At 72.5% G+C, this 21,770-nt stretch carries 23 protein-coding genes; 18 read left to right on the top strand and 5 right to left on the bottom strand.

Annotation, left to right across the window (positions count from 1 at the left end):
- Positions 1–59: 59 nt before the first annotated feature.
- The 3 genes from IEZ07_RS17580 (at position 60) to IEZ07_RS17570 (ending at position 3,473) form a co-directional block, all read left to right on the top strand.
- Positions 60–1,802, top strand: a complete 1,743-nt coding sequence (locus IEZ07_RS17580) for a proline--tRNA ligase (RefSeq protein ID WP_191895736.1) — start codon at positions 60–62, stop codon at positions 1,800–1,802.
- Between the two features lie 214 nt (positions 1,803–2,016).
- Positions 2,017–2,319 (top strand): hypothetical protein, encoded by a 303-nt coding sequence (locus IEZ07_RS17575; protein ID WP_191895735.1) that lies wholly within the window; start codon positions 2,017–2,019, stop codon positions 2,317–2,319.
- Positions 2,316–3,473, top strand: a complete 1,158-nt coding sequence (locus tag IEZ07_RS17570; protein WP_191895734.1) for a bifunctional WXG100 family type VII secretion target/C40 family peptidase — start codon at positions 2,316–2,318, stop codon at positions 3,471–3,473. Before IEZ07_RS17575 ends, IEZ07_RS17570 begins: the two co-directional genes overlap by 4 nt.
- A gap of 29 nt (positions 3,474–3,502) precedes the next feature.
- Here the strand turns inward: IEZ07_RS17570 and IEZ07_RS17565 are convergent, their stop codons facing one another.
- The 4 genes from IEZ07_RS17565 to IEZ07_RS17550 form a co-directional block, all read right to left on the bottom strand.
- Positions 3,503–3,706 (bottom strand): DUF4236 domain-containing protein, encoded by a 204-nt coding sequence (locus IEZ07_RS17565; protein WP_191895733.1) that lies wholly within the window; start codon positions 3,704–3,706, stop codon positions 3,503–3,505.
- A gap of 76 nt (positions 3,707–3,782) precedes the next feature.
- Positions 3,783–3,977 carry a DUF4236 domain-containing protein gene (locus IEZ07_RS17560; RefSeq protein WP_068896999.1) on the bottom strand — a complete coding sequence of 65 codons (195 nt, stop codon included), beginning with the start codon at positions 3,975–3,977 and terminating at the stop codon, positions 3,783–3,785.
- A gap of 91 nt (positions 3,978–4,068) precedes the next feature.
- A complete protein-coding gene (locus IEZ07_RS17555; protein WP_191895732.1) occupies positions 4,069–4,599 on the bottom strand; it encodes a ferritin-like domain-containing protein in 531 nt (176 codons plus the stop codon).
- Positions 4,596–5,126 (bottom strand): hypothetical protein, encoded by a 531-nt coding sequence (locus tag IEZ07_RS17550; protein ID WP_191895731.1) that lies wholly within the window; start codon positions 5,124–5,126, stop codon positions 4,596–4,598. Before IEZ07_RS17550 ends, IEZ07_RS17555 begins: the two co-directional genes overlap by 4 nt.
- Before the next feature lie 189 nt (positions 5,127–5,315).
- Here IEZ07_RS17550 and rimP point away from each other — a divergent pair, with 189 nt between their 5' ends.
- From rimP to IEZ07_RS17475, 15 genes are all read left to right on the top strand, one after another.
- Positions 5,316–5,825: a ribosome maturation factor RimP gene (gene rimP, locus IEZ07_RS17545; protein ID WP_191895730.1), complete on the top strand. Its 510-nt coding sequence runs from the start codon at positions 5,316–5,318 to the stop codon at positions 5,823–5,825.
- A gap of 11 nt (positions 5,826–5,836) precedes the next feature.
- Entirely contained in the window at positions 5,837–6,841 is a 1,005-nt protein-coding gene (gene nusA, locus IEZ07_RS17540; RefSeq protein WP_191895729.1) for a transcription termination factor NusA, read from the top strand.
- Positions 6,825–7,127, top strand: coding sequence for a YlxR family protein (locus IEZ07_RS17535; RefSeq protein ID WP_084008282.1), 303 nt, complete (start codon positions 6,825–6,827; stop codon positions 7,125–7,127). Before nusA ends, IEZ07_RS17535 begins: the two co-directional genes overlap by 17 nt.
- A 142-nt stretch (positions 7,128–7,269) precedes the next feature.
- The gene (gene infB, locus IEZ07_RS17530) at positions 7,270–10,404 is read left to right on the top strand and encodes a translation initiation factor IF-2 (protein ID WP_191895728.1); all 3,135 of its coding nucleotides are present in this window, start codon (positions 7,270–7,272) and stop codon (positions 10,402–10,404) included.
- Positions 10,405–10,483: 79 nt separating this feature from the next.
- Positions 10,484–10,783 carry a DUF503 domain-containing protein gene (locus IEZ07_RS17525; RefSeq protein WP_068897117.1) on the top strand — a complete coding sequence of 100 codons (300 nt, stop codon included), beginning with the start codon at positions 10,484–10,486 and terminating at the stop codon, positions 10,781–10,783.
- Between the two features lie 68 nt (positions 10,784–10,851).
- A complete protein-coding gene (rbfA, locus tag IEZ07_RS17520; protein WP_191895727.1) occupies positions 10,852–11,379 on the top strand; it encodes a 30S ribosome-binding factor RbfA in 528 nt (175 codons plus the stop codon).
- Positions 11,376–12,404, top strand: a complete 1,029-nt coding sequence (locus IEZ07_RS17515) for a DHH family phosphoesterase (protein ID WP_239320081.1) — start codon at positions 11,376–11,378, stop codon at positions 12,402–12,404. Before rbfA ends, IEZ07_RS17515 begins: the two co-directional genes overlap by 4 nt.
- A gap of 102 nt (positions 12,405–12,506) precedes the next feature.
- Positions 12,507–13,406, top strand: a complete 900-nt coding sequence (gene truB / locus IEZ07_RS17510; protein WP_191895726.1) for a tRNA pseudouridine(55) synthase TruB — start codon at positions 12,507–12,509, stop codon at positions 13,404–13,406.
- 281 nt (positions 13,407–13,687) lie between these two features.
- Complete coding sequence (locus IEZ07_RS17505) at positions 13,688–14,641, top strand: bifunctional riboflavin kinase/FAD synthetase (protein WP_191895725.1); 954 nt, start codon at positions 13,688–13,690, stop codon at positions 14,639–14,641.
- A 255-nt stretch (positions 14,642–14,896) separates the two neighbouring features.
- Positions 14,897–15,166 carry a 30S ribosomal protein S15 gene (gene rpsO, locus IEZ07_RS17500; protein ID WP_068896989.1) on the top strand — a complete coding sequence of 90 codons (270 nt, stop codon included), beginning with the start codon at positions 14,897–14,899 and terminating at the stop codon, positions 15,164–15,166.
- A 330-nt stretch (positions 15,167–15,496) separates the two neighbouring features.
- Complete coding sequence (locus IEZ07_RS17495; RefSeq protein ID WP_191895724.1) at positions 15,497–17,848, top strand: polyribonucleotide nucleotidyltransferase; 2,352 nt, start codon at positions 15,497–15,499, stop codon at positions 17,846–17,848.
- A complete protein-coding gene (locus IEZ07_RS17490) occupies positions 17,848–19,158 on the top strand; it encodes a M16 family metallopeptidase (RefSeq protein ID WP_191895797.1) in 1,311 nt (436 codons plus the stop codon). The genes IEZ07_RS17495 and IEZ07_RS17490 overlap by 1 nt, the downstream gene beginning before the upstream one ends.
- Before the next feature lie 89 nt (positions 19,159–19,247).
- The gene (gene dapB, locus IEZ07_RS17485; RefSeq protein ID WP_191895723.1) at positions 19,248–19,985 is read left to right on the top strand and encodes a 4-hydroxy-tetrahydrodipicolinate reductase; all 738 of its coding nucleotides are present in this window, start codon (positions 19,248–19,250) and stop codon (positions 19,983–19,985) included.
- Positions 19,986–20,065: 80 nt separating this feature from the next.
- Positions 20,066–20,257 (top strand): hypothetical protein, encoded by a 192-nt coding sequence (locus IEZ07_RS17480; RefSeq protein WP_191895722.1) that lies wholly within the window; start codon positions 20,066–20,068, stop codon positions 20,255–20,257.
- The gene (locus IEZ07_RS17475) at positions 20,226–20,753 is read left to right on the top strand and encodes a GNAT family N-acetyltransferase (RefSeq protein ID WP_191895721.1); all 528 of its coding nucleotides are present in this window, start codon (positions 20,226–20,228) and stop codon (positions 20,751–20,753) included. Before IEZ07_RS17480 ends, IEZ07_RS17475 begins: the two co-directional genes overlap by 32 nt.
- Here the strand turns inward: IEZ07_RS17475 and IEZ07_RS17470 are convergent.
- The gene (locus IEZ07_RS17470; protein ID WP_191895720.1) at positions 20,750–21,619 is read right to left on the bottom strand and encodes a 1,4-dihydroxy-2-naphthoate polyprenyltransferase; all 870 of its coding nucleotides are present in this window, start codon (positions 21,617–21,619) and stop codon (positions 20,750–20,752) included. The genes IEZ07_RS17475 and IEZ07_RS17470 overlap by 4 nt on opposite strands.
- Positions 21,620–21,770: the final 151 nt, after the last annotated feature.

The following is a 21,770-nucleotide window of genomic DNA, read 5'->3' as shown; positions in this document are numbered from 1 at the left end:
CCGCCCCGCCGGGCTCGATACCCTGTAGGACACCGATTCCCTGCCATCTAGGAGTAGCCGTGCTGCTGCGCATGTCGTCGCTGTTTCTTCGAACGCTGAGGGACGACCCGGCAGACGCGGAAGTCCCGAGCCACAAGCTGCTCGTCCGCGCCGGCTACGTCCGCAGGGTCGCCCCCGGCGTCTACTCCTGGCTGCCGCTCGGCAAGATGGTCCTGGAGAACGTCACCCGCGTCGTGCGCGAGGAGATGGACCGGATGGGCGGCCAGGAGGTGCTCTTCCCGGCCCTCCTGCCCAGGGAGTACTACGAGGCCACCGGCCGCTGGACGGAGTACGGCGACACGCTCTTCCGGCTCAAGGACCGCAAGGGCGCCGACTACCTCCTCGGCCCCACCCACGAGGAGATGTTCACCGACATGGTCAAGGGGGAGTACTCCTCCTACAAGGACTACCCGGTGACGCTCTACCAGATCCAGACGAAGTACCGCGACGAGGCCCGCCCCCGGGCCGGCATCCTGCGCGGGCGCGAGTTCGTCATGAAGGACTCCTACTCCTTCGACCTCGACGACGAGGGCCTCAAGCGTTCCTACGAGCGGCACCGCGAGACCTACATCCGCACCTTCGACCGGCTCGGCATCACCTACAAGATCTGTTTCGCCACCTCGGGGGCGATGGGCGGCTCGGCCTCGGAGGAGTTCCTGGCCCCGGCCGAGACCGGCGAGGACACCTTCGTCGCCTGCCACCACTGCGGTTACGCGGCCAACGCCGAGGCGGTCACCACCCCCGCCCCGGCCGCGCCCACCGGCGAGCGGCCGGCTCTGCGGGTGCTGGACACGCCGAACACCCCCACCATCGAGTCGCTGGTGGCCCACCTCAACGAGCACCACGGCCTGGACGTCACGGCCGCCGACACGCTCAAGAACGTCGTGGTGAAGGTGACGACCCCGGGCTCGGACAAGACCGAGGTCCTGGTCGTCGGCGTCCCCGGTGACCGCGAGGTCGACTTCAAGCGCCTGGAGGCCGCCCTGGCCCCCGGCGAGCCCGCCATCTTCGAGGCCGAGGACTTCCACCGGCACCCCGGCCTGGTGCGCGGCTACATCGGCCCGCAGGTCCTCGAGAACCTCGGCATCCGCTACCTCGTCGACCCCCGCGTGGTCGAGGGCAGCGCCTGGGTGACCGGCGCCAACGAGCCGAACAAGCACGCCGTGGGCGTGGTCGCCGGCCGCGACTTCACCGCCGACGGCACCATCGAGGCCGCCGAGGTCCGCGCCGGGGACGCCTGCCCGGCCTGCGGCTCGGAGCTGTCCATCGACCGCGGCATCGAGATCGGCCACATCTTCCAGCTCGGCCGCAAGTACGCCGACGCCGCCAGGCTCGACGCCCTGGGCCCCGACGGCAAGCCGGTCCGCGTCACCATGGGCTCGTACGGCATCGGCGTCTCCCGCGCGGTGGCGGTGCTCGTCGAGCAGCGGCACGACGAGCTCGGGCTCCTGTGGCCCCGCGAGATCGCTCCCGCCGACGTCCACATCGTGGGCACCGGCAAGGAGAACCAGGTCGAGGTCGCCACCCGGCTCGCCGAGGAGCTCCACGCACGGGGCCTGCGCGTGCTGGTGGACGACCGCGCAGGGGTCTCGCCGGGCGTGAAGTTCAAGGACGCCGAGCTGCTCGGCATGCCGACCATCGTGGTGATCGGCCGCGGCCTGGCCCAGGGCGTCGCGGAGCTGCGCGACCGGGCCACCGGCGTCAAGGAGGAGATCCCGATCGCCGAGGCCGCCGACCGCGTCGAGGCCGCCTGTCGGGCCTGAGATCCGGCCGGGCCCCGTCGGGCCCCCGCCGGCCGGGGCCCGGCTCCATGACGCGCACGGCCGGCCGCCGGCGGGTCTCCGGGCCCGGTCGCGCACGGCGCCGTCCTCCGGTCGGCGCCGTGCGCGCGTTCGGGGCGAAAGCCCCTTTTCTGATCATCGAAGTGATAGCTTTTACCGACGATCGGCACCCGTGGGGCATATGGGGTGAGGTTCCGTGAAAGGGTTCGACCTCCATTTCGACGCGCTGGAAGAGTGCGCGAACAAGGCCAGAAGCGTCGCGAACCAGTTCAGGAGCACGGCCGACGAGCGGCCCACCGATGTCGGATCCTCCTGCTTCGGGAAGCTCGGGGACGCGTCCGGCAGGCTCGCCGAGGCCGTCCGCAAGCTCGAGGGGAAGATCGAGGCGGAGACCCGGTACGCCCAGCGGAACCTCGACAAGGTCGAGGCGGCGCTGCACACCGTCATCGCCAACGTCCGCAGGGCCGACGGGCCGGACGTCCCGGTGGAGAGCGTGTGACGGGCGGCGGGGAGGGGGAGTTCGGCGCCCTCCTGCGCATCGTCGACGAGCTGACCGGTGACCAGTCCGAGATATCCGGGATCGCGAAGCGCTGGCGGACGCTGGCGACCGGCGTCGGCACGCACACCGGCGCGCTCAAGCGCGCGGCCGGCACCGTGGACGACGCCTGGAACGGCGGCGCCGCCGAGAACTTCATCGGCTACATGGCCAGGTACCCGCGGGCGGGCACGGCCCTCGGTGACGCGCTGAAGAGCTGCGCCGCCACGCTGGAGCGCGCCGGGAGCGCGCTGGAGACCGCCAGGGGCGAGGTCCAGGCGATCTACGAGGAGAAGCAGGCCTGGCTGGCCGGGCAGCGCGAGCGGACCGGCGGCGCCGTGCCGGCGGAGATCGTCGCATCTCAGGCGGCCGACGCCCTGGGGCGGGCCGAACACTCGCGACGGCGGGCCGTCGAGGCCGTCGAGGCGGCCGTCGGCGCGCTCGGCGGGCACCTCGGCACCGCGTTCTTCACCGCCATCCCCGCTCCGGGGGACCAGGACTTCGTCCCCCGCAACAACCCCGCGATGCGCTGGGTGCCCGACCCGGACTTCCGGCAGGGGAGATCGACGCAGCTGGCCGGATACGACGGCTCGGCACCGGTGGACGGCGGAACCGGCGGCTCCGGGGGGTACGGTGCGGGATCCGGGTACGGACCGGGCGGAGGGGGCGGGTCCGGCGGGACCGTCTATCCGGGGGGGAGTCCGGGGGGCCCGGTCACGATCCCCAACCTGGGTGCGAACCCCCGCGCCAAGGCGATCGTGGGGTACGCGCTGGACCAGCTCGGCGACCGCTACGTCTGGGGAGCGACCGGGCCGAACACCTTCGACTGCTCCGGCCTGACGCTCCGGTCGTACCAGGCGGCCGGGATCGGCATCCCCCGGGTCGCCGCGGACCAGTGGGTGCACGGACCGCGGGTGCCCGACGGCGAGGTGCAGGCCGGAGACCTGATCTTCTTCGACAGCACCGGAGACGGCAAGGCCGACCACGTGGGCATCGTGCTCGACCCCGAGCGGCAGACCATGATCCACGCGCCCAACTCGCGCTCGGTGGTGCGCGTCGAGAGCTACGGCGACTATTCGACGCCCCGCCTGGGGTTCACCCGGCCGGGGGCGGGCTGAGCGCACCCGGCGGGGCGGAAGGGCGGAGTCTAGTAACGGCGGCGGCGCGGGTGGCCGCCGATCGTCTTGCCGAGGTGGAACCCGCCCGGCAGGGTGACGCTCACGTACTTGCGGCCGTCGGGCGTCCGGGAGACGTGGAACCGGCGGCCACCGAAGCTGTGCCCGACCCCGTGCCGGGACAGGTTGAGGCGGAACGGGCCCAGCTTGATCGACTTGTGGTAGTTCCAGCCCATGTCTCTCCCCGTCTCCTCCGGAAACCCTGGATGCCTGCAGTGGGAACAACGCCGGGCGCCCGCCCGGGGTTCCGGATCAGCGGCGGGACGACCCGCTGAGGGTCTTGCGCCAGTGCAGGCCGCCGGGCAGGTTGACGCTCAGCGTGCGGCGGCCGTCGGCCGTCCGGGTCACCCGGAACGCGCGGTTGCCCCAGCTGTGACCGACTCCGCTCCGGGAGAGGTTGAGACGGAACGGACCGAACTTCATCGACTTCCTGAATCCCCAGCCCATCGCTTTCCTCCTTGTGAATCCGTGAAGGTCGGCTACCCGTCACAGGCGCTGCAAACCTGTGTAAAACGGTCTGGGGCGTCCCTGGAGGCCGTCAGGAGGTGCGGGCGCCGTCCTCCCCGGGCCCCGGGGTCGCGGCGGGCGAGGACGACGGTGACGGCGTCGGGGGCGCCGAGGACGCCGGGTGCGCCGGGGGCGCCGAGGGCACCGTGCCGGGCGGCATGCCGGGGAAGGCCTCGATCTCCGGACGCAGGCCGTAGGAGCGTTTGACGCACTCCTGCATGGCCAGCGCGGCCGTGCGGCGCAGCACCGGGTCGTCGTCGGCGGCCAGCTCCAGGTAGGCGGTGGTCACCCCCTTCTCGACCAGCACCGCCAGCTCCACGGCCTGGTCGGCGCTGGACGGGGTGACCGGGAGCGCGTAGGCCGGGTCGGCCTCGGCGGGGACGCCGCCGCGCTCGGTGATCATGGCCCGGAGCCGGTCGCGGCGGACGCGGTGGGCCTTGAACGCCGCCGTCGCGGTGGCGCGCAGCTCGCCCGTGGTCCTGGCGGCGATGACCCCGTAGGCGTAGACGGCCGCGTGCTCGGCGGCCAGGGCGGTGGAGAGCCCGCCGGTCCCGGCGCTCACAGGGACCTCGGCAGGGCCACCGCGTGCGCGGCCTCGCAGGCGCCGATGCACGCGATCAGCTGCGCGAGCGCGGGGGAGACCCCCTCGGTCTGCCGGGGCCGGAGCGCGGCGGCCCTGCGCTCCAGGTCGCGCAGCTTCCGCAGGGACGGTGCCGGACTCGGCGAAGGGGACCCGGAGACGGACGGGGCGGCGGACGGCGAGGTGGACGGCGAGGTGGACGGCGAGGTGGACGGCGACGCCGGGACACCGGGTTCCGGAACGTTCCCGGCGGGCAGTCTCCGGCGCAGCTCCGCCAGGTGGGCCTCGTGCCGCCGCCGGAAGGGGGCGAGCCTGCGCGAGGGCAGCGCGGCGTACAGCGCGACGGTCCGCTCCTTCTCCTCGATCAGCTGCCTGAGCAGCACGGTCTCCGGGTCGGGCGGCGGCGCGGGGGCGGGCCCGGGCTCCTCGCCGGCGCATCCTGTGAGCGTCGCGGCGGCCGTCCCGAGGGCACCGCTCCGCAGCAGCGCGCGCCGGGTGAGGGAACGCACGGACGACCTCCGGTCTCGGGTGGGGTGCTGACGCCTCTAGCATCGTACGGGCTCGCAACCGCGCTCACCCCGTGTCCCGGACGGCTCCGCCACACCGAGTGACGCTCTTTCCGCGCTCCGGTGTGGATAGGCTGGGGAATCACATGGGCGAGGTGCGCCCGGACGAGATCGTGACAATAGGAGGTCGACATGGGCAGCGTCACATCCCGCGACCGCCTGATGAAGCTTCTGGGGCCCGTCGTCGAGGCCGAAGGGTTCGACCTGGAGGACGTCACGGTCACGCCGGCGGGCAAGCGCCGGCTGCTCCGCGTCGTCGTCGACCGCGACGGCGGCGTGAGCCTGGACGGCGTGGCGGAGGTCAGCCACGTCGTCTCCGCGGCGCTGGACGCCGGCGACGCGATGGGCTCCGCCCCCTACGTGCTGGAAGTCTCCTCTCCCGGAGTCGACCGCCCGCTCACCGAGCCGCGCCACTGGCGCCGGGCGGCGGGCCGGCTGGTCAAGGCCGACCTGCGGGACGGCACCTGCGTGGAGGGCCGGATCGTCGCGACCGACGAGACCGGTGTGGAGCTGGACGTCGAGGGCGTGCGGCACCGCGCCGACTATCAGGACCTGGCCCGAGGACGGGTGCAGGTGGAATTCCGCCGGCTCGATGAGAGCGACGACGCCGAAGACGACGGCGAAGACGGCGACGAGGGCTAAGGGGGAGCCTCGTGGACATCGACATGAGCGTCCTGCGCAGCCTGGAGCGGGAGAAGGACATCTCCTTCGACCTGGTCGTCAAGGCGATCGAGGACGCGCTGCTGATCGCATATTTCCGGACCGAGGGCGCGGCCGCCAAGGCCCGCGCCGAGCTGGACCGGAGCACCGGTCACGTGGCCATCTACGCCGCGGAGATCGGCGAGAACGGGGAGGTGCTCCGCGAGTACGACGACACCCCGGGCAACTTCAGCCGCATCGCCGCGACCACCGCCAAGCAGGTCATCCTGCAGCAGCTCCGGGACGCCGAGGACGAGATCAACTTCGGCGAGTTCGCCAGCCGTGAGGGCGAGCTCGTGGCCGGGGTGATCCAGCAGGGCAAGGACCCGCGGGTCGTCCTGGTGGACCTGGGCAAGATCGAGGCGGTGCTCCCGCACAACGAGCAGGTCCCCGGTGAGGAGTACGTCCACGGAGAGCGGATCCGCTGCTACGTGGTGCAGGTCAAGAAGGGGCACAAGGGCCCGTCGGTGACGTTGTCGCGGACCCACCCCGGCCTGGTGAAGAAGCTCTTCGCGCTGGAGGTCCCGGAGATCGCCGACGGCACCGTCGAGATCGCGGCGATCGCCCGGGAGGCGGGCCACCGTACCAAGATCGCGGTTCGCTCCCGCCGGCCGGGCGTCAACGCCAAGGGCGCCTGCATCGGCCCGATGGGCTCGCGGGTGCGCAACGTGATGACCGAGCTGCACGGCGAGAAGATCGACATCATCGACTGGTCGGAGGACCCGGCGGAGTTCGTCGGGAATGCCCTGTCGCCCGCCCGTGTTTCCCATGTCGAGGTGATCGACGCCGCCGGCCGTGCCGCGCGGGTGACCGTGCCGGACTACCAGCTCTCCCTCGCCATCGGCAAGGAGGGGCAGAACGCCCGGCTGGCCAACCGCCTGACCGGTTGGCGCATCGACATCCGGCCGGACACCCCTGTGGAGGGTGCGGCCGGTTCCGCAGATGCGTCCACACGGTAAGCTGGAATATGGTGGCCAGGCCGCCCCACTGAGAACTTGTGTGGGCTGCCGGGTTCGCACGGTCTCCTCCGAGCTGCTCCGCCTGGTGGCGGTCGAGGGCGTCATAGTCCCCGACCTGCGACGACGGCTCCCGGGGCGTGGTGCTTCACTGCATCCCACCCCGAGATGCCTCGAGCTCGCCGAGCGCAGACGGGCGTTTCCGCGCGCTTTCCGCGTCACGGAAACGCTCGACCTGTCGCTCGTGCGCGGCCACGTGGAAGAGCTGCAGGCTGAAAGGACCGGGTGAAATGGTTGCCAACTGTCATGTAGGACGCCGAGTTGATGGGCTGGTCAGATAGCTATGAGCGCCTGATGAGCATGCGGCGATGAGTACGTCTACGTAACGACGGTCCGGCGGCACAGCCTCCCGGGCCGAGTAAGGGAGTGCAGTGGCGAAGGTCCGGGTATACGAGCTCGCCAAGGAGTTCGGTGTGGAGAGCAAGGTCGTCATGGCCAAGCTCCAGGAGATGGGCGAGTTCGTTCGTTCGGCGTCCTCGACCATCGAAGCACCGGTGGTCCGCAGGCTCACGGAAGCTTTGGGCGTGCCCGCGAAGGGTTCGTCCGACAAGGGTGCCGGAAGGGCGCCCAGGCCGCCTCAGGCGGCCCCCCGGCCGGCCGAGGGCCAGGTCGGCGGCGCTGCGGCGCCCACCGCGGTTCCCAGGCCGGGACCGGCTCCCAAGCCGGGTCCGCGGCCGGCTCCGCGTCCTGCGGCCCCCGCGCCGCAGGCCCCGCAGCCCCAGGTCCAGCAGGAGCCCCAGATCCAGCAGCAGCCGCCGGTGCAGCAGCAGCCGTCGCCGGTCCAGCCGCCGCGTTTCGAGGCGCCTCCGGCTCCGCGGCCCGCGGGCCCCGGTGGTCCCGGTGCCAAGCCGGGTCCGCGTCCGGGTCCGCGTCCGGCGCCGCGTCCCGAGGCGGCCGGCCCGCAGGCCCGTCCCGCCGGCGGTCCCGGTGCCCCTTCGGGCCCGCGTCCCGCCGCCGGGGCTCCCGGTGGTCCCGGTGCCAAGCCGGGTCCGCGTCCGGGCCCGCGCGGCCCGCGGCCGGGCAACAACCCGTTCTCCTCGAACGCCAGCGGCATGGGCCAGACCCGTCCGCCGCGTCCGGGCGGCCCCGGCGGTCCCGGTGACCGCGGTCCCCGTCCCGGCGGCGGTCCTCGTGAGGACCGCGGCCCGCGCGACGGTGCGGCTCCGCGTCCTCCGGGCGCCCGTCCCGGCCCGCCCGGTGCGGCCGGTCCCCGTCCGGGGCCCGGCGCGGGCGGTCCGCGTCCGGGCGGCGGTGCCGGCGCGGCCGGTCCGCGCCCCGGCGGCGGCGCGGGTGCCGGCGGTCCCCGTCCCGGCGGTCCGCGTCCCAGCCCGATGATGATGCCCCAGGGCCGTCCGGCGGGTCCGGGCGGCGGCGGTGCCGGTCGTCCCGGTGGCGGCGGCCGTCCCGGCGGCGGTGCCGGCCGTCCGGGTGGCGGTGCCGGTCGTCCCGGTGGCGGCGGCGGTTTCGCCGGTCGTCCGGGTGGCGGTGCCGGCCGTCCCGGCACCGGAACCGGCGCCCCCGGTGGCGGCGGCGGTTTCGCCGGTCGTCCCGGTGGCGGCGGCCGTGGCCGCGGCGGCGGTACGGCGGGCGCCTTCGGCCGTCCGGGCGGACGCCCGGCCCGCGGACGCAAGTCCAAGCGCCAGAGGCGCCAGGAGTTCGACAACATGCAGGCGCCGGCGATCGGCGGCGTGCAGGCCCCCCGCGGCGGCGGTCAGACGATCCGCCTGTCTCGCGGCGCGTCCCTGGCGGACTTCGCGGACAAGATCGGTGCGAACCCCGCGTCGCTGGTGCAGATCATGCTGCACCTCGGTGAGATGGTGACCGCGACGCAGTCGGTCAACGAGGAGACGCTGCAGCTCCTCGCCGCCGAGCTGGACTACAACCTGCTCGTCGTGAGCCCGGAGGAGGAGGACCGCGAGCTTCTCGAGTCCTTCGACATCGAGTTCGGCGAGGACGAGGGCGACGACGCCGACCTGGTCGCCCGTCCGCCGGTCGTGACCGTCATGGGTCACGTCGACCACGGTAAGACCAGGCTGCTCGACGCCATCCGCAAGACCAACGTGGTGGCACGCGAGGCCGGCGGCATCACCCAGCACATCGGTGCCTACCAGATCGCCACCGACCACGAGGGCGAGCAGCGGCGGATCACCTTCATCGACACCCCGGGTCACGAGGCGTTCACCGCCATGCGTGCCCGTGGTGCCAAGGTCACCGACATCGCCATCCTGGTGGTCGCGGCCGACGACGGTGTGAAGCCGCAGACCATCGAGGCGCTGAACCACGCCCAGGCGGCCGACGTGCCGATCGTGGTCGCGGTCAACAAGATCGACAAGGAGGGTGCGGACCCGAGCAAGGTGCGCGCCCAGCTCACCGAGTACGGCCTCGTCGCCGAGGAGTACGGCGGCACCACGATGTTCGTGGACATCTCCGCCAAGAACGACATCGGCATCGAGAGCCTGCTCGAGGCGGTCCTGCTCACCGCGGACGCCGAGCTCGACCTGCGGGCGAACCCGACGATGGACGCCCAGGGCGTCGCCATCGAGGCCCACCTCGACAAGGGCCGCGGTCCGGTCGCGACCGTGCTGGTCCAGCGCGGCACGCTCCGCGTCGGCGACTCGATCGTCTGCGGCGAGGCCTTCGGCCGCGTCCGGGCGATGCTGGACGACAACGGCGAGTCGATCGAAGAGGCCGACCCGTCGCGTCCGGTGCTGGTCCTCGGTCTGACCGCGGTGCCCGGCGCCGGTGACAACTTCATCGTGGTCACCGACGACCGGATGGCGCGCCAGATCGCCCAGCAGCGCGCGGCGCGCAAGCGCATCGCGGACATGGCCAGGTCCGGCCGCCGCCGCACCCTCGAAGAGCTCTTCAGCGAGATGGAGAAGGGCCAGGTCGACGAGCTCAAGCTCATCATCAAGGGTGACGTCTCCGGTTCGGTCGAGGCCCTCGAGGACGCGCTGCTCAAGATCGACGTCGGCGAGGAGGTGCGCCTGCGGGTGCTCCACCGCGCGGTCGGTGCCATCACCGAGTACGACGTCAACCTGGCCGTGGCCGACGACAACGCCGTCATCATCGGTTTCAACGTGCGCCCCGAGGTCCGGGCGCGCGACCTGGCCGAGCGCGAGGGCGTCGACATCCGCTACTACTCGGTCATCTACCAGGCGATCGAGGAGATCGAGGCGGCCCTCAAGGGCATGCTCAAGCCCGAGTTCGAAGAGGTCCAGATGGGCACCGCCGAAGTCCGCGAGGTCTTCAAGGTGCCGAAGATCGGCAACATCGCCGGTGCGCTGGTCCGTTCGGGCACGATCGTCCGCAACAGCAAGGCGCGGATCATCCGTGGCGGTGTCGTGATCTCCGACAACCTCACGGTCTCCTCGCTGCGCCGGTTCAAGGACGACGCGACCGAGGTCCGCGACGGCTTCGAGTGCGGTATCGGTGTCGGCTACAGCGACATCAAGATCGACGACGTCATCGAGACGTTCGAGATGCGGGAGAAGCCGCGCGCCTGACGCCTCGCCCCCTCTCCGCGCCGGTGCGCACCACCGCACCGGCGCGGGGCCGGGAGTGGGCATGCGCGGTGAACCTGACATGTACGTAGGTGCCCTGACGTTGGACATCCTGCTCGGCGACGTTCACTCGCTGAAGCAGAAGCGCTCCGTGGTGCGTCCCATCATCGCCGAGGTGCAGAAGAAGTTCCCGGCCGTGGCGGTCGCCGAGACCGGCCACCTGGACCTGCACCGCCGTACGGAGATCGGGATCGCGGTCGTCTCCGCCACCGCCGCCAACTGCGGCGCCGTGCTGGACGACTGTGAGCGCCTGGTCGCCGGCCGCCCGGAGATCGAGCTGCTGTCCGCGCGGCAGCGGCTCTACAACGAGGACGAGGACTAGCAGACGCAGAGGACCGGCCGCGAAGACGCCTTCGCGCCCGGTCGTCTCTGTGAGAAGGGGGAGCGACGATGGACGCCGCACGCGCTCGCAAGATCGCTGACCGTATCCAGCAGGTGGTGGCGGAGATGCTGGAGCGCCGGATCAAGGACCCGCGACTCGGCTTCGTGACCGTGACCGACGCCCGGATCACCGCGGACCTCGGTGAGGCCACGGTGTTCTACACCGTGTTCGGGTCCGAGGCCGAGCGGGCCGACTCCGCGGCGGCGCTGGAGAGCGCGAAGGGGCTCATCCGCTCGGAGGTGGGCCGCCAGACCGGCCTGCGCCACACGCCGACGCTGACGTTCACCCACGACCCGCTCCCGGACAGCGCCCGCCACCTGGACGACCTCTTCGCCGAGGCCAGGGCCAGGGACGAGGAGATCGCCAGAAAGCGGGAGAAGGCCCGGCACGCCGGCGAGGCCGACCCGTACCGGCGGCCCAGGGACGAGGCCGACGAGGCCCTCGAAGACGATGAGGACGCCGAGGGCGCCGCGGACGGGGAGTCCGGCGGGAGCGCGGACGGAGCCCCGGACCGCGCCGGACGTCCGGCGACGTGACACCGGGCGAGATGGCGGCCGGTGCGGGGATGCCCGGCGGCGCCCTCGGGGTCCAGGCGCCGGACGCGGACTGGGATCGGGCCGTCGCGCTGATCTCGTCCGCCTCCGAGGTCGCGCTGGCCTGCCACGTGTCGCCGGACGGCGACGCGCTCGGCTCGATGCTGGCGGCCGGTGCGGCGCTGCGCGCGGCGGGCAAGCGGGTGACGGCCTCCTTCGGCGACCGCCGCTTCGCGGTGCCCCGGCTGCTGCGCTTCCTGCCCGGCCAGGACCTCCTGGTCGAGCCCGCCCGCTACCCCGAGGCCCCGGAGCTGATGGTCACCTTCGACGTCTCCACCGTGGACCGGCTGGGCACGCTGGCGGAGAGCGCGGGCAGGGCCGGGGAGCTGATCGTGGTGGACCACCACCCGTCCAACCCCGGCTTCGGCACGCTCAACCTGATCGACCCCGCCGCCGCGTCCACCACCACGCTCGTCGAGCGGCTGCTGCACCGGCTGGGCCTGCCGATCGACGAGGCGATCGCCACCTGCCTGTACGTCGGCCTGGTCACCGACACCGGCTCCTTCCGGCACTCCTCGACCACCCCGGCGGCCCACGACATGGCCGCCAGGCTGGTGGCGGCCGGACCGGACCCCGAGGAGATCGCCCGCAGGCTGTGGGACAGCTCCCCGTTCGGCTACCTGAAGGTGCTGGGCGCCGTCCTCGGCCGGGCGACGCTGGAGCCGGAGGTGGGCGGGGGCCTGGTGTGGACGTTCGTCACCCGGGCCGACCGGGCCCCGTACGGCCTGCCGTACGACGAGGTGGAGGGGATCATCGACGTGGTCCGGCGCACCGGCGAGGCGGAGGTGACCGTGGTCCTCAAGGAGGACGACGACGGCGCCTGGCAGGTCTCCACCCGCTCCCGGGGCGGCGTGGACGTCGCCCGCGTCTGCTCCGCGCTGGGCGGCGGCGGGCACGCCAGGGCCGCGGGCTTCACCTCGCGCCTGCCCGTCGAGGAGACCATGGCCGGTCTCCGCGCGCTGCTGTAGAGGCGTCCCCCGCAAGCCCGTGAAGACGTCCCCGCCTGGAGGACGCGCCGCCGACCTCCCTCCCGCTTCCGGGGCGGAGGTCTCCACAACCGAGGAGATTCGATGAGCACGGCTCGCGCCAAGCGAACCCCGCCGCCGAGCGGGCTGATCATCGTGGACAAGCCCGCCGACTGGACCTCGCACGACGTCGTCGGCAAGCTCCGCGGCATCGCGGGCACCCGCAGGGTCGGCCACGCCGGGACCCTGGACCCGATGGCCACCGGCGTGCTGGTCGTGGGCGTGGAGAAGGCGACCCGGCTCCTCGGCCACCTGGCGCTGACCGAGAAGGGCTACGACGGCACCATCCGGCTGGGCCAGACGACCAACACCGACGACGCCGAGGGCGAGGTCGTCGCGACGGCGCCGGCCGCCGGCGTGGCCGAGGAGGACGTCCGCCGGGGGATCGCGGCGCTGACCGGCCGGATCATGCAGGTCCCGCCGCAGGTGAGCGCCATCAAGGTGAACGGGCAGCGAGCCTACAAGATGGCCAGGGCGGGGGAGGAGGTCGAGCTGGCGGCGCGCCCGGTGACGGTGTCCGGATTCGAGGTGGCCGCCGTCCGCCGGGAGGGCGACCTGCTCGACGTCGACGTCTCGGTGACCTGCTCCAGCGGCACCTACATCCGGGCCCTGGCCCGCGACCTGGGCGCGGCCCTGGGCACCGGCGGCCACCTGACCCGCCTGCGCCGCACCCGGGTCGGCCCGTACGACCTGTCGATGGCCCGCACGATCGAGGAGCTCGGCCGGGAGTGCGCGATCCTGCCGATGGCCGACGCCGTCGCGGCGGCCTTCCCCCGGCGCGACGTGACCGCGGAGGAGGCGGGCACGGTCGCGCACGGCGGGCGGCTGCCCGCGGCGGGGCTGGGTCCGGGACCGATCGGGGTGTTCGGGCCGGACGGCGCCCTCATCGCCCTGGTCGAGGAGCACGGCAGGGTCGCCAAGTCCCTGGCCGTCTTCGCGGGCTGACCCGGACCGGACCGGTTCCGCCCGGCCCCCGCCGGGACGGCGGGACCCGGACCGGACCGCTCCCGGCCGGCCCCCGCCGGGGCGGCGGGAGTCGGAGCGGGTGGGATCCCCCGCGCCGTAGGGCCTCCCCGATGCGGTGGGAACGCCCGGCGCATGGCACGCTTGAGAAGTCGATCCGTCACCGGATACTCAGGGCGGAGGACCTGTCCCTCGGGCCAGGGCCGGAACCCCCGATCCCCGGCGGTCCACGCAGGGGAGACGTCGAGAAGGAAGAGGCTGCGGTGCGAAGCTGGCACGGACTGGACGATGTTCCCGACGACTGGGGCAGGTCCGTCATCACGATCGGCGTCTTCGACGGGGTGCACGCCGGCCACCAGCAGATGGTGGCCCGCGCCGTGGCGATGGCCGGGCGGCTCGGGCTCCCCTCGGTGGTCGTGACCTTCGACCCGCACCCGGACGAGGTGGTCCGCCCCGGCACGCACCCGCCCCGGCTGACGACGGCCAGGCACCGCACCGAGCTGCTCGGCGCGCTCGGGGTGGACGCCGTCTGCGTGCTCCCCTTCACCCTGGAGTTCTCCCGGATGAGCCCGGACGAGTTCGTGCAGACCGTGCTGGTCGACCGGCTGCACGCGGCCGGAGTCGTGGTGGGGGAGAACTTCCGCTTCGGCCACAAGGCCTCCGGCGACGTCGAGACGCTGCGGACGCTCGGCGAGAAGTACGACTTCGAGGCCGAGGGCGTCCCCCTGGTCAGCGACGGCGAGACCATCTCCTCGACCAGGATCCGCGAGCGGCTCGCCGCGGGGGACGTGGAGGCGGTCACCGCGGCGCTGGGCCGCCCGCACCGGGTGGAGGGCGTGGTGGTCCGGGGATACCAGCGCGGCCGCCAGCTCGGCTTCCCCACCGCCAACGTCGAGTCGCCCGAGTTCACCGCGATCCCGCCGGACGGGGTCTACGCGGGCTGGCTCCAGGGCATCGCGGTGGGGAACCTGCCCGCCGCCTACGACGGCGAGCGCTGGCCCGCGGCGATCTCCGTGGGCACCAACCCGACGTTCGAGGGAGTGGCCCGCACTGTCGAGGCCTACGCGCTCGACCGCGACGACCTGGAGCTGTACGGCGCGCACGTGGCGGTGGAGTTCGGCCGCCGGCTCCGTGACAACCAGAGGTTCGACTCGATCGAGGCGCTGATCGAGCAGATGCACGCCGACGTCGACGAGGCCCGCCGCTTCACCTCCTGAGCGGCCCCCGGCCCCGCCCACGGCTCCGTCCGGGGCTCCGTCCGGGGCCCGCGGGCGGAGCCGCCCGCACCGCGGCGGGACGCCCGGTGCCGTGGGGCGTGCGAGCGGGTAACGGCCGATGGTAGCCTGGCATGTCAGCTCTGTAACCGGTGGTGTCGTAGCCCCCGGTCTCTGATCCCGCCACGGCGACTGTAGGCACGCACGGTCGCTCGGGCTCTCGAAATCGCGCGTGCCCGTAGACGTTCAAGGAGAGATGTGTCGCTCGACACCGACGCCAAGAAGCAGATCATCAGTGAGTACGCCAAGAGCGAGACCGACACCGGTTCGCCCGAGGTGCAGATCGCGCTGCTCAGCAAGCGCATCAGCGAGCTCACCGAGCACATGAAGCGCAACAAGCACGACTTCCACAGCCAGCGCGGTCTGCTGCTGCTGGTCGGCCGTCGCCGTCGTCTGCTCAAGTACCTGCAGAGCAAGGACATCCAGCGTTACCGCTCGCTCATCGAGCGGCTCGGCCTGCGCCGATAGCGTGAGGGGGGAGCGGCGCCCGCGCCGCTCCCCCGCCTCATGGTCCCGTTCCCGGCGCGTCGCGTCGCGTGAACGCCGGTTCCATGGGCAGACTTAACAACCAAGCAAACTGAATAGCCGAGAAAGTGCCCCGCGTCCGAGAGCAAGTGCGCCCCACGGCGTCGAAGGGCCGGTCCTCGGTAGTGGCCCCCGGTCATCGCGGCTCGTGCCGCACGCGAACCGGGCGCTTCGATCGAAGACCGGCGCTGCACCTACGGGGCGGCGAAAAGAGGCCCAGGCGCGACACGCGTGCCTGGGGGACGCGGGCGACCGACCACAAGGAGGTCCCCCGTGGAGGGTGTCCACAGCAGCGAAGCCGTCATCGACAACGGCTCTTTCGGCACGCGTACCGTCCGGTTCGAGACCGGCCGCCTCGCGCGCCAGGCGGCGGGTTCCGCCGTCGTCTACCTGGACGACGAGACGATGGTCCTGTCCGCGACCACCGCGTCCAAGAACCCCAAGGAGAACCTCGACTTCTTCCCCCTCACGGTGGACGTCGAGGAGCGCATGTACGCCGCGGGCCGCATCCCCGGCTCGTTCTTCCGGCGTGAGGGCCGCCCGTCCGAGGACGCCATCCTCACCTGCCGCCTGATCGACCGGCCGCTGCGCCCGTCCTTCGTCAAGGGCCTGCGCAACGAGATCCAGGTCGTCGCCACCGTCATGGCGCTGCACCCGGAGCACCTCTACGACGTGGTCGCGATCAACGCCGCCTCCCTGTCCACGCAGCTGGCCGGCCTGCCGTTCTCCGGCCCGATCGGCGGCGTGCGCGTCGCGCTGATCGAGGGCCAGTGGGTGGCCTTCCCGACCAACACGGAGCTGGAGAGCGCCACCTTCGACATGGTGGTCGCCGGCCGGGTCCTGGACGACGGCGACGTCGCGATCATGATGGTCGAGGCCGAGTCCACCCGCGGCACGCTCAAGCTCATCGCCGAGGGCGCCGTCGCGCCCACCGAGGAGACCGTGGCGCAGGGCCTGGAGGCCTCCAAGCCGTTCATCAAGGTCCTGTGCGACGCGCAGGCCAAGATCGCCAAGGTCGCCGCCAAGGAGACCCGCGAGTACCCCCTCTTCCTCGACTACCAGGACGACGTCCTGGAGGCCGTGACCGCCGCGGTGAAGAGCGAGCTCGCCTCCGCGCTGACCATCGCCGGCAAGCAGGAGCGCGAGGCCGAGCTCGACCGGCTCAAGGCCCTGGCCGCCGAGAAGGTCGCCCCGGACTTCGAGGGCCGCGAGAAGGAGGTCGGCGCCGCCTTCCGGTCGCTGACCAAGTCGCTCATGCGCGAGCGGGTCATCTCCGAGGGCGTCCGCATCGACGGCCGCGGCGCGAAGGACATCCGGCAGCTCAACGCCGAGGTCCACGTCGTGCCCCGGGTGCACGGCTCGGCCCTGTTCGAGCGCGGCGAGACTCAGATCCTGGGCATCACCACGCTGAACATGCTCCGCATGGAGCAGATGATCGACACGCTCAACCCCGAGCGCACCAAGCGCTACATGCACAACTACAACTTCCCGCCGTACTCCACCGGTGAGACCGGCCGGGTCGGCTCGCCCAAGCGCCGCGAGATCGGCCACGGCGCGCTCGCCGAGCGGGCGCTCCTGCCGGTGCTGCCGACGCGCGAGGAGTTCCCCTACGCGATCCGCCAGGTGTCCGAGGCCCTCGGCTCCAACGGCTCCACCTCGATGGGCTCGGTCTGCGCCAGCACGATGTCCCTCCTGGACGCGGGCGTCCCGCTGAAGGGCATCGTCGCGGGCATCGCGATGGGCCTGATCAACGAGGGCGACCAGTACGTCACGCTGACCGACATCCTCGGCGCCGAGGACGCCATGGGCGACATGGACTTCAAGGTCGCCGGCACCAAGGACGTCATCACCGCCCTGCAGCTCGACACCAAGCTCGACGGCATCCCCGCCTCGGTCCTGGCCGCCGCACTGAAGCAGGCCAAGGGCGCCCGCCTGGCCATCATCGACGTGATGCAGGAGGCCATCGACTCCCCGGCGGAGATGAACGCGACGGCCCCGCGCATCATCACGATCAAGGTCCCGGTCGACAAGATCGGCGAGGTCATCGGCCCCAAGGGCAAGATGATCAACCAGATCCAGGACGACACCGGCGCCGAGATCACCATCGAGGACGACGGCACCATCTACATCGGCGCGACCGACGGCCCGTCCGCCGAGGCGGCGCGGTCGGCGATCAACGCCATCGCCAACCCGCACATGCCGGAGGTCGGCGAGCGCTACCTGGGCACGGTCGTCAAGATCGCCGCCTTCGGCGCGTTCATCTCCCTCATGCCGGGCAAGGACGGCCTGCTGCACGTCTCCCAGATCCGCAAGCTGCACGGCGGCAAGCGCATCGAGAACGTCGAGGACGTCATGAACGTGGGTGAGAAGATCCAGGTGGAGATCGCCGAGATCGACTCCCGCGGCAAGCTCTCCCTCGTTCCCGTCGAGGTGGTCGAGAAGGAGGCCGAGGCGAAGGGCGAGGCCGGCACCTCCGAGTCGGGCGACACGGACACCGCCCCCGCCGCGCCCGCCGCGGAGCGGCCCGCCGCCGCCGCGCCCGCGGAGGAGAAGCCCCGCCGCACCCGCACCCGCACCCGTACGAGCAGCGGCGGGGGCCGCGGGGAAGAAGACCGCAACTCGTGATCACCACCACTCTGCACCCCGGATCCGGAGGTGCCGGGGTCGTGCGGCGCACCGTCCTCCCCGGTGGGCTCCGGGTGGTGACCGAGACCATGCCGACCGTGCGTTCCGTCGCGGTCGGCATGTGGGTCGGCATCGGATCGAGGGACGAGGACCCCGAGCACATGGGGGCCTCCCACTTCCTGGAACACCTGCTGTTCAAGGGGACGCCCACGCGGGACGCGCTGGAGATCTCCGCGGCGATCGAGGGCATCGGCGGTGAGATCAACGCCTTCACCGCCAAGGAGTACACCTGCTACTACGCGCGGGTCCTCGACGAGGACCTGCGGGTGGCGATCGACGTGCTCGCCGACGTGGTGACCTCCTCGCTGATCACCGCCGACGACGTCGAGGCCGAGCGCGGCGTGATCCTGGAGGAGATCGCCATGCACGACGACGACCCGTCGGACGTGGTGCACGAGCAGTTCTCCGCCGAGATGTACGGTGACACGCCCATCGGTCGGCCGATCCTCGGCACGGTCGAGTCGATCAACGCGATCGGCCGGGACCGGATCGACGAGTACTACCGGGACCGGTACCTCCCCTCGCGCACCGTGGTGTCGGTGGCGGGCAACGTCACCCACGAGCAGGTCGTGGAGCTGGTCGCCGCCGCCTACGAGCGGGCGGGGGCGCTGGGCGGCGACGCCGGGCCGGTCCCGCCGCGCGTGTCCGGTGAGACCGTCCCGGCCCGCTCCGGCGTCCGGGTGGTGCACCGCCCGACGGAGCAGGCCAACCTGGTCCTCGGCACGATCGGCCTGACCCGCACCGACGAGCGGCGCTTCGCGCTGGGCGTGCTCAACGCGGCGCTCGGCGGCGGCATGTCGTCCCGGCTCTTCCAGGAGATCCGCGAGAAGCGCGGCCTGGCCTACTCGGCGTACAGCTACACCTCGCAGTACGCCGACACCGGTCAGTTCGGCGTCTACGTCGGCTGCCTGCCGTCCAAGACGGACGAGGTGCTGAAGATCTGCCGGGAGGAACTGCTGCGCGTGGTCGCCGACGGCTTCTCCGAGGAGGAGATCGCCCGCGGCAAGGGCCAGATGCGCGGCGGTCTCGTGCTCGGCCTGGAGGACACCGGCTCCCGGATGTCCCGGATCGGCAAGGGCGAGCTCGTCTACGACGAGCTGCTCTCCGTCGACGAGGTGCTGGCGAGGATCGAGGCCGTGACCCCGGAGGAGATCTCCGAGGTCGCCGCCGACGTCCTCACCCGCCCGCGGACCCTCGCGGTCATCGGGCCCTACGAGGACAAGGACTTCGGCTGGGCCGTCTCGGCCTAGCCGGATCCACCCGGCGGAATCCGCGCGGACGGCCCCGGCACCCGGTGCCGGGGCCGTCCGCCGTTCGGCGGCGGTATACCCTTGGGGCCGTGATCAGGGTTGGAGTTCTGGGCGCCCGCGGGCGCGTCGGTGTCGAAGTGTGCAGGGCCGTCGAGGCGGCGGACGACCTGGAGCTGGTCGCGGCCGTCGACAAGGGCGATCCGATCGAGGCCCTGGAGGGTGCCGAGGTCGTGGTCGACTTCACCCACCCCGACACGGTCATGGACAACATGCGCTGGTGCATCGAGCACGGCGTCCACCCGGTGGTCGGCACCACCGGGTTCGACGCCGGCCGGCTGGCGCAGGTCCGCGGCTGGCTGGAGGCCAACCCCGGCGTCAACGCGCTGATCGCGCCGAACTTCGGCATCGCCGCCGTGCTGATGATGCACTTCGCGCAGCAGGCCGCCCGCTACTTCGACTCCGTCGAGATCGTCGAGCTGCACCACCCCAACAAGGCGGACGCGCCCTCGGGCACCGCCCGCCGTACGGCCGAGCTGGTCGCCGAGGCGCGGCGCAAGGCGGGGGCGGCCCCGATGCCCGACGCGACCAGCTCCGAGCTGGACGGCGCCCGGGGCGCCGACGTGGACGGCGTCCACGTGCACGCCGTACGGCTGGCGGGCCTGATCGCGCACCAGGAGGTGCTGCTGGGCGGGGACGGGGAGATCCTCACCATCCGCCACGACACCATGAACCGGGCGTCGTTCACCCCCGGAGTGCTGCTCGGCGTCCGCCGGGTCCGGGAGATCCCGGGCCTGACCGTGGGACTGGAGCACCTGCTCGACCTGTGAGCGGGGTCCGGGAGGACCCGCGGACGGTGTGCGGGCATGCGCGATCGGAACTCCCATGACCGGTCGCACGTCTGACAGGCATGAGGCGAATCGACCTCTCCTGTCCGGTGTGCGGCAACACGCACTTCCAGCAGGAGCAGACCACGTACGAGGGGCGCTTCGAAGGGCGGGCGGTCTTCCTGACCTCCCGCCCGATAACCCTGATGATCTGCACTGAGTGCCGGTATATCCTCCACTTCTATGGGGAGCGCTCCGGGTTCGACTTCGGCTGAGGTCCGCTGGGCGACGGCGGACGAGCTGCCCGGACTGGCGGCCGTGGAGATCGCGGCCGACGGAGTGTTCGCCCAGGTCGGCATCACCTTCCCGGCCGGGACGACGATGGTCGAGGAGACCGACGACCCGTCCCGGGTGCTGGTGGCCGGTGACCCGCCGGTCGGGTTCGCCATGTTCGGCTGGATCGACGGGAACGTCCACCTCGACCAGTTGGCGGTCCATCCCGACCACGGACGGCGGGGAGCCGGCGGCCGCCTGGTGGAGGCCGTCTGCGTCCACGCGGCGTCGGTCGGTTCGGCGGCCGTCACCCTCACCACGTTCCGGGACGTCCCGTGGAACGGGCCGTGGTACCGCCGCCGCGGCTTCGCCGTGCTGGACCCGGCCGAGTGGGGACCCGAGATGGCCGCCCTGGTGGCGCACGAGCGGGAGCTGGGCATCGAGCTCGCGCCCCGCGTCGTGATGCGCCGCGTCCTCTCCTCCTGGAGTCCCTCCTAGAGTGCCAGGCCGAGGGTGAACAGCACGCCGAAGACCAGCTGGAAGCGGCCGGTCTGCTGGAGGGTCGCGATCAGCGCCGGGCCGGCGGCGCCCGCGCGGACCGCCCTGACCGGGCCGATCGCCAGCGGGGCGGCGAGCACGCCCAGCGCCGCGAACGGGTGCCAGGGGGCCAGTGCCAGTGAGATGACGAGCGGCAGGAGCAGGCAGAGGGCGTAGAGCGTCCGCGTCCGGGCGTCGCCCAGGACGACCGCCATCGTGCGCTTGCCCGCGGGGCCGTCGGTGACGATGTCGCGCAGGTTGTTGACCACCAGCATGGCGCAGGACAGCAGCCCGACGGGGACCGCGGCGGCCAGGGCGGGCCAGGGCAGCCGCTCCAGCTGGACGAACGTGGTGCCGGCCACGGCCACCAGGCCGAAGAAGACGAAGACCGAGATCTCGCCGAGCGCGCGGTAGCCGTACGGGCGGGAGCCGCCGGTGTAGAACCAGGCGGCCGCGATCGACGCCGCGCCGACCAGCAGCAGCCACCACGCGCCGGTGGCCACGACCAGCACCAGCCCGGCCGCGGCGGCGGCCAGGAAGCAGCCCAGGGCGGCCGCCAGGACCTGGCGCGGGGACGCGGCGCGCGAACCGACCAGGCGCATCGGGCCGACCCGCTCGTCGTCGGTGCCGCGCACGCCGTCGCTGTAGTCGTTGGCGTAGTTCACGCCGACCTGGAGGGCGAGGGCGACGAACAGGGCCAGCAGGGCGCGCCACCACACCGCTCCGCCGTACGCGAGGGCGACGCCGGTGCCGACGGCGACGGGGACGACGGCGGCGGGGAGGGTGCGCGGACGGGCTCCGGCGATCCACTGGCTCGGGGTGGCCATGGCGGCGGGTTTCCTCTCGGACGTGTCGGGGCGCTCCATGGGCCCGTCGTGACGACGGAAGCAGGGCGGGACGCCTCCGGGCGGTGCTCCGCGGGCCTTCCGCCGTGGCGGGGCCGCGCGGCTTCCTGGCTGATGCGGGTGGTCGTGCGGG

The organism is Planomonospora parontospora (assembly GCA_014647935.1).
GTDB lineage: Bacteria > Actinomycetota > Actinomycetes > Streptosporangiales > Streptosporangiaceae > Planomonospora > Planomonospora parontospora.
Note: the sequence above shows the minus strand (reverse complement) of the source record. Positions and strands in the feature narration are given on the sequence as shown.

Bases quoted from the DNA above. Each gene is read 5' to 3' on its own strand.
- IEZ07_RS17565 (WP_191895733.1), bottom strand. From the start codon at position 3,706: ATGGGCTGGAACTACCACAAGTCGATCAAGCTGGGCCCGTTCCGCCTC.
- IEZ07_RS17560 (WP_068896999.1), bottom strand. From the start codon at position 3,977: ATGGGCTGGGGATTCAGGAAGTCGATGAAGTTCGGTCCGTTCCGTCTC.
- rimP (WP_191895730.1), top strand. From the start codon at position 5,316: ATGGGCAGCGTCACATCCCGCGACCGCCTGATGAAGCTTCTGGGGCCC.
- IEZ07_RS17535 (WP_084008282.1), top strand. From the start codon at position 6,825: ATGCGTCCACACGGTAAGCTGGAATATGGTGGCCAGGCCGCCCCACTG.
- IEZ07_RS17525 (WP_068897117.1), top strand. From the start codon at position 10,484: ATGTACGTAGGTGCCCTGACGTTGGACATCCTGCTCGGCGACGTTCAC.
- rbfA (WP_191895727.1), top strand. From the start codon at position 10,852: ATGGACGCCGCACGCGCTCGCAAGATCGCTGACCGTATCCAGCAGGTG.
- truB (WP_191895726.1), top strand. From the start codon at position 12,507: ATGAGCACGGCTCGCGCCAAGCGAACCCCGCCGCCGAGCGGGCTGATC.
- IEZ07_RS17480 (WP_191895722.1), top strand. From the start codon at position 20,066: ATGAGGCGAATCGACCTCTCCTGTCCGGTGTGCGGCAACACGCACTTC.
- IEZ07_RS17475 (WP_191895721.1), top strand. From the start codon at position 20,226: ATGGGGAGCGCTCCGGGTTCGACTTCGGCTGAGGTCCGCTGGGCGACG.
- IEZ07_RS17470 (WP_191895720.1), bottom strand. From the start codon at position 21,619: ATGGCCACCCCGAGCCAGTGGATCGCCGGAGCCCGTCCGCGCACCCTC.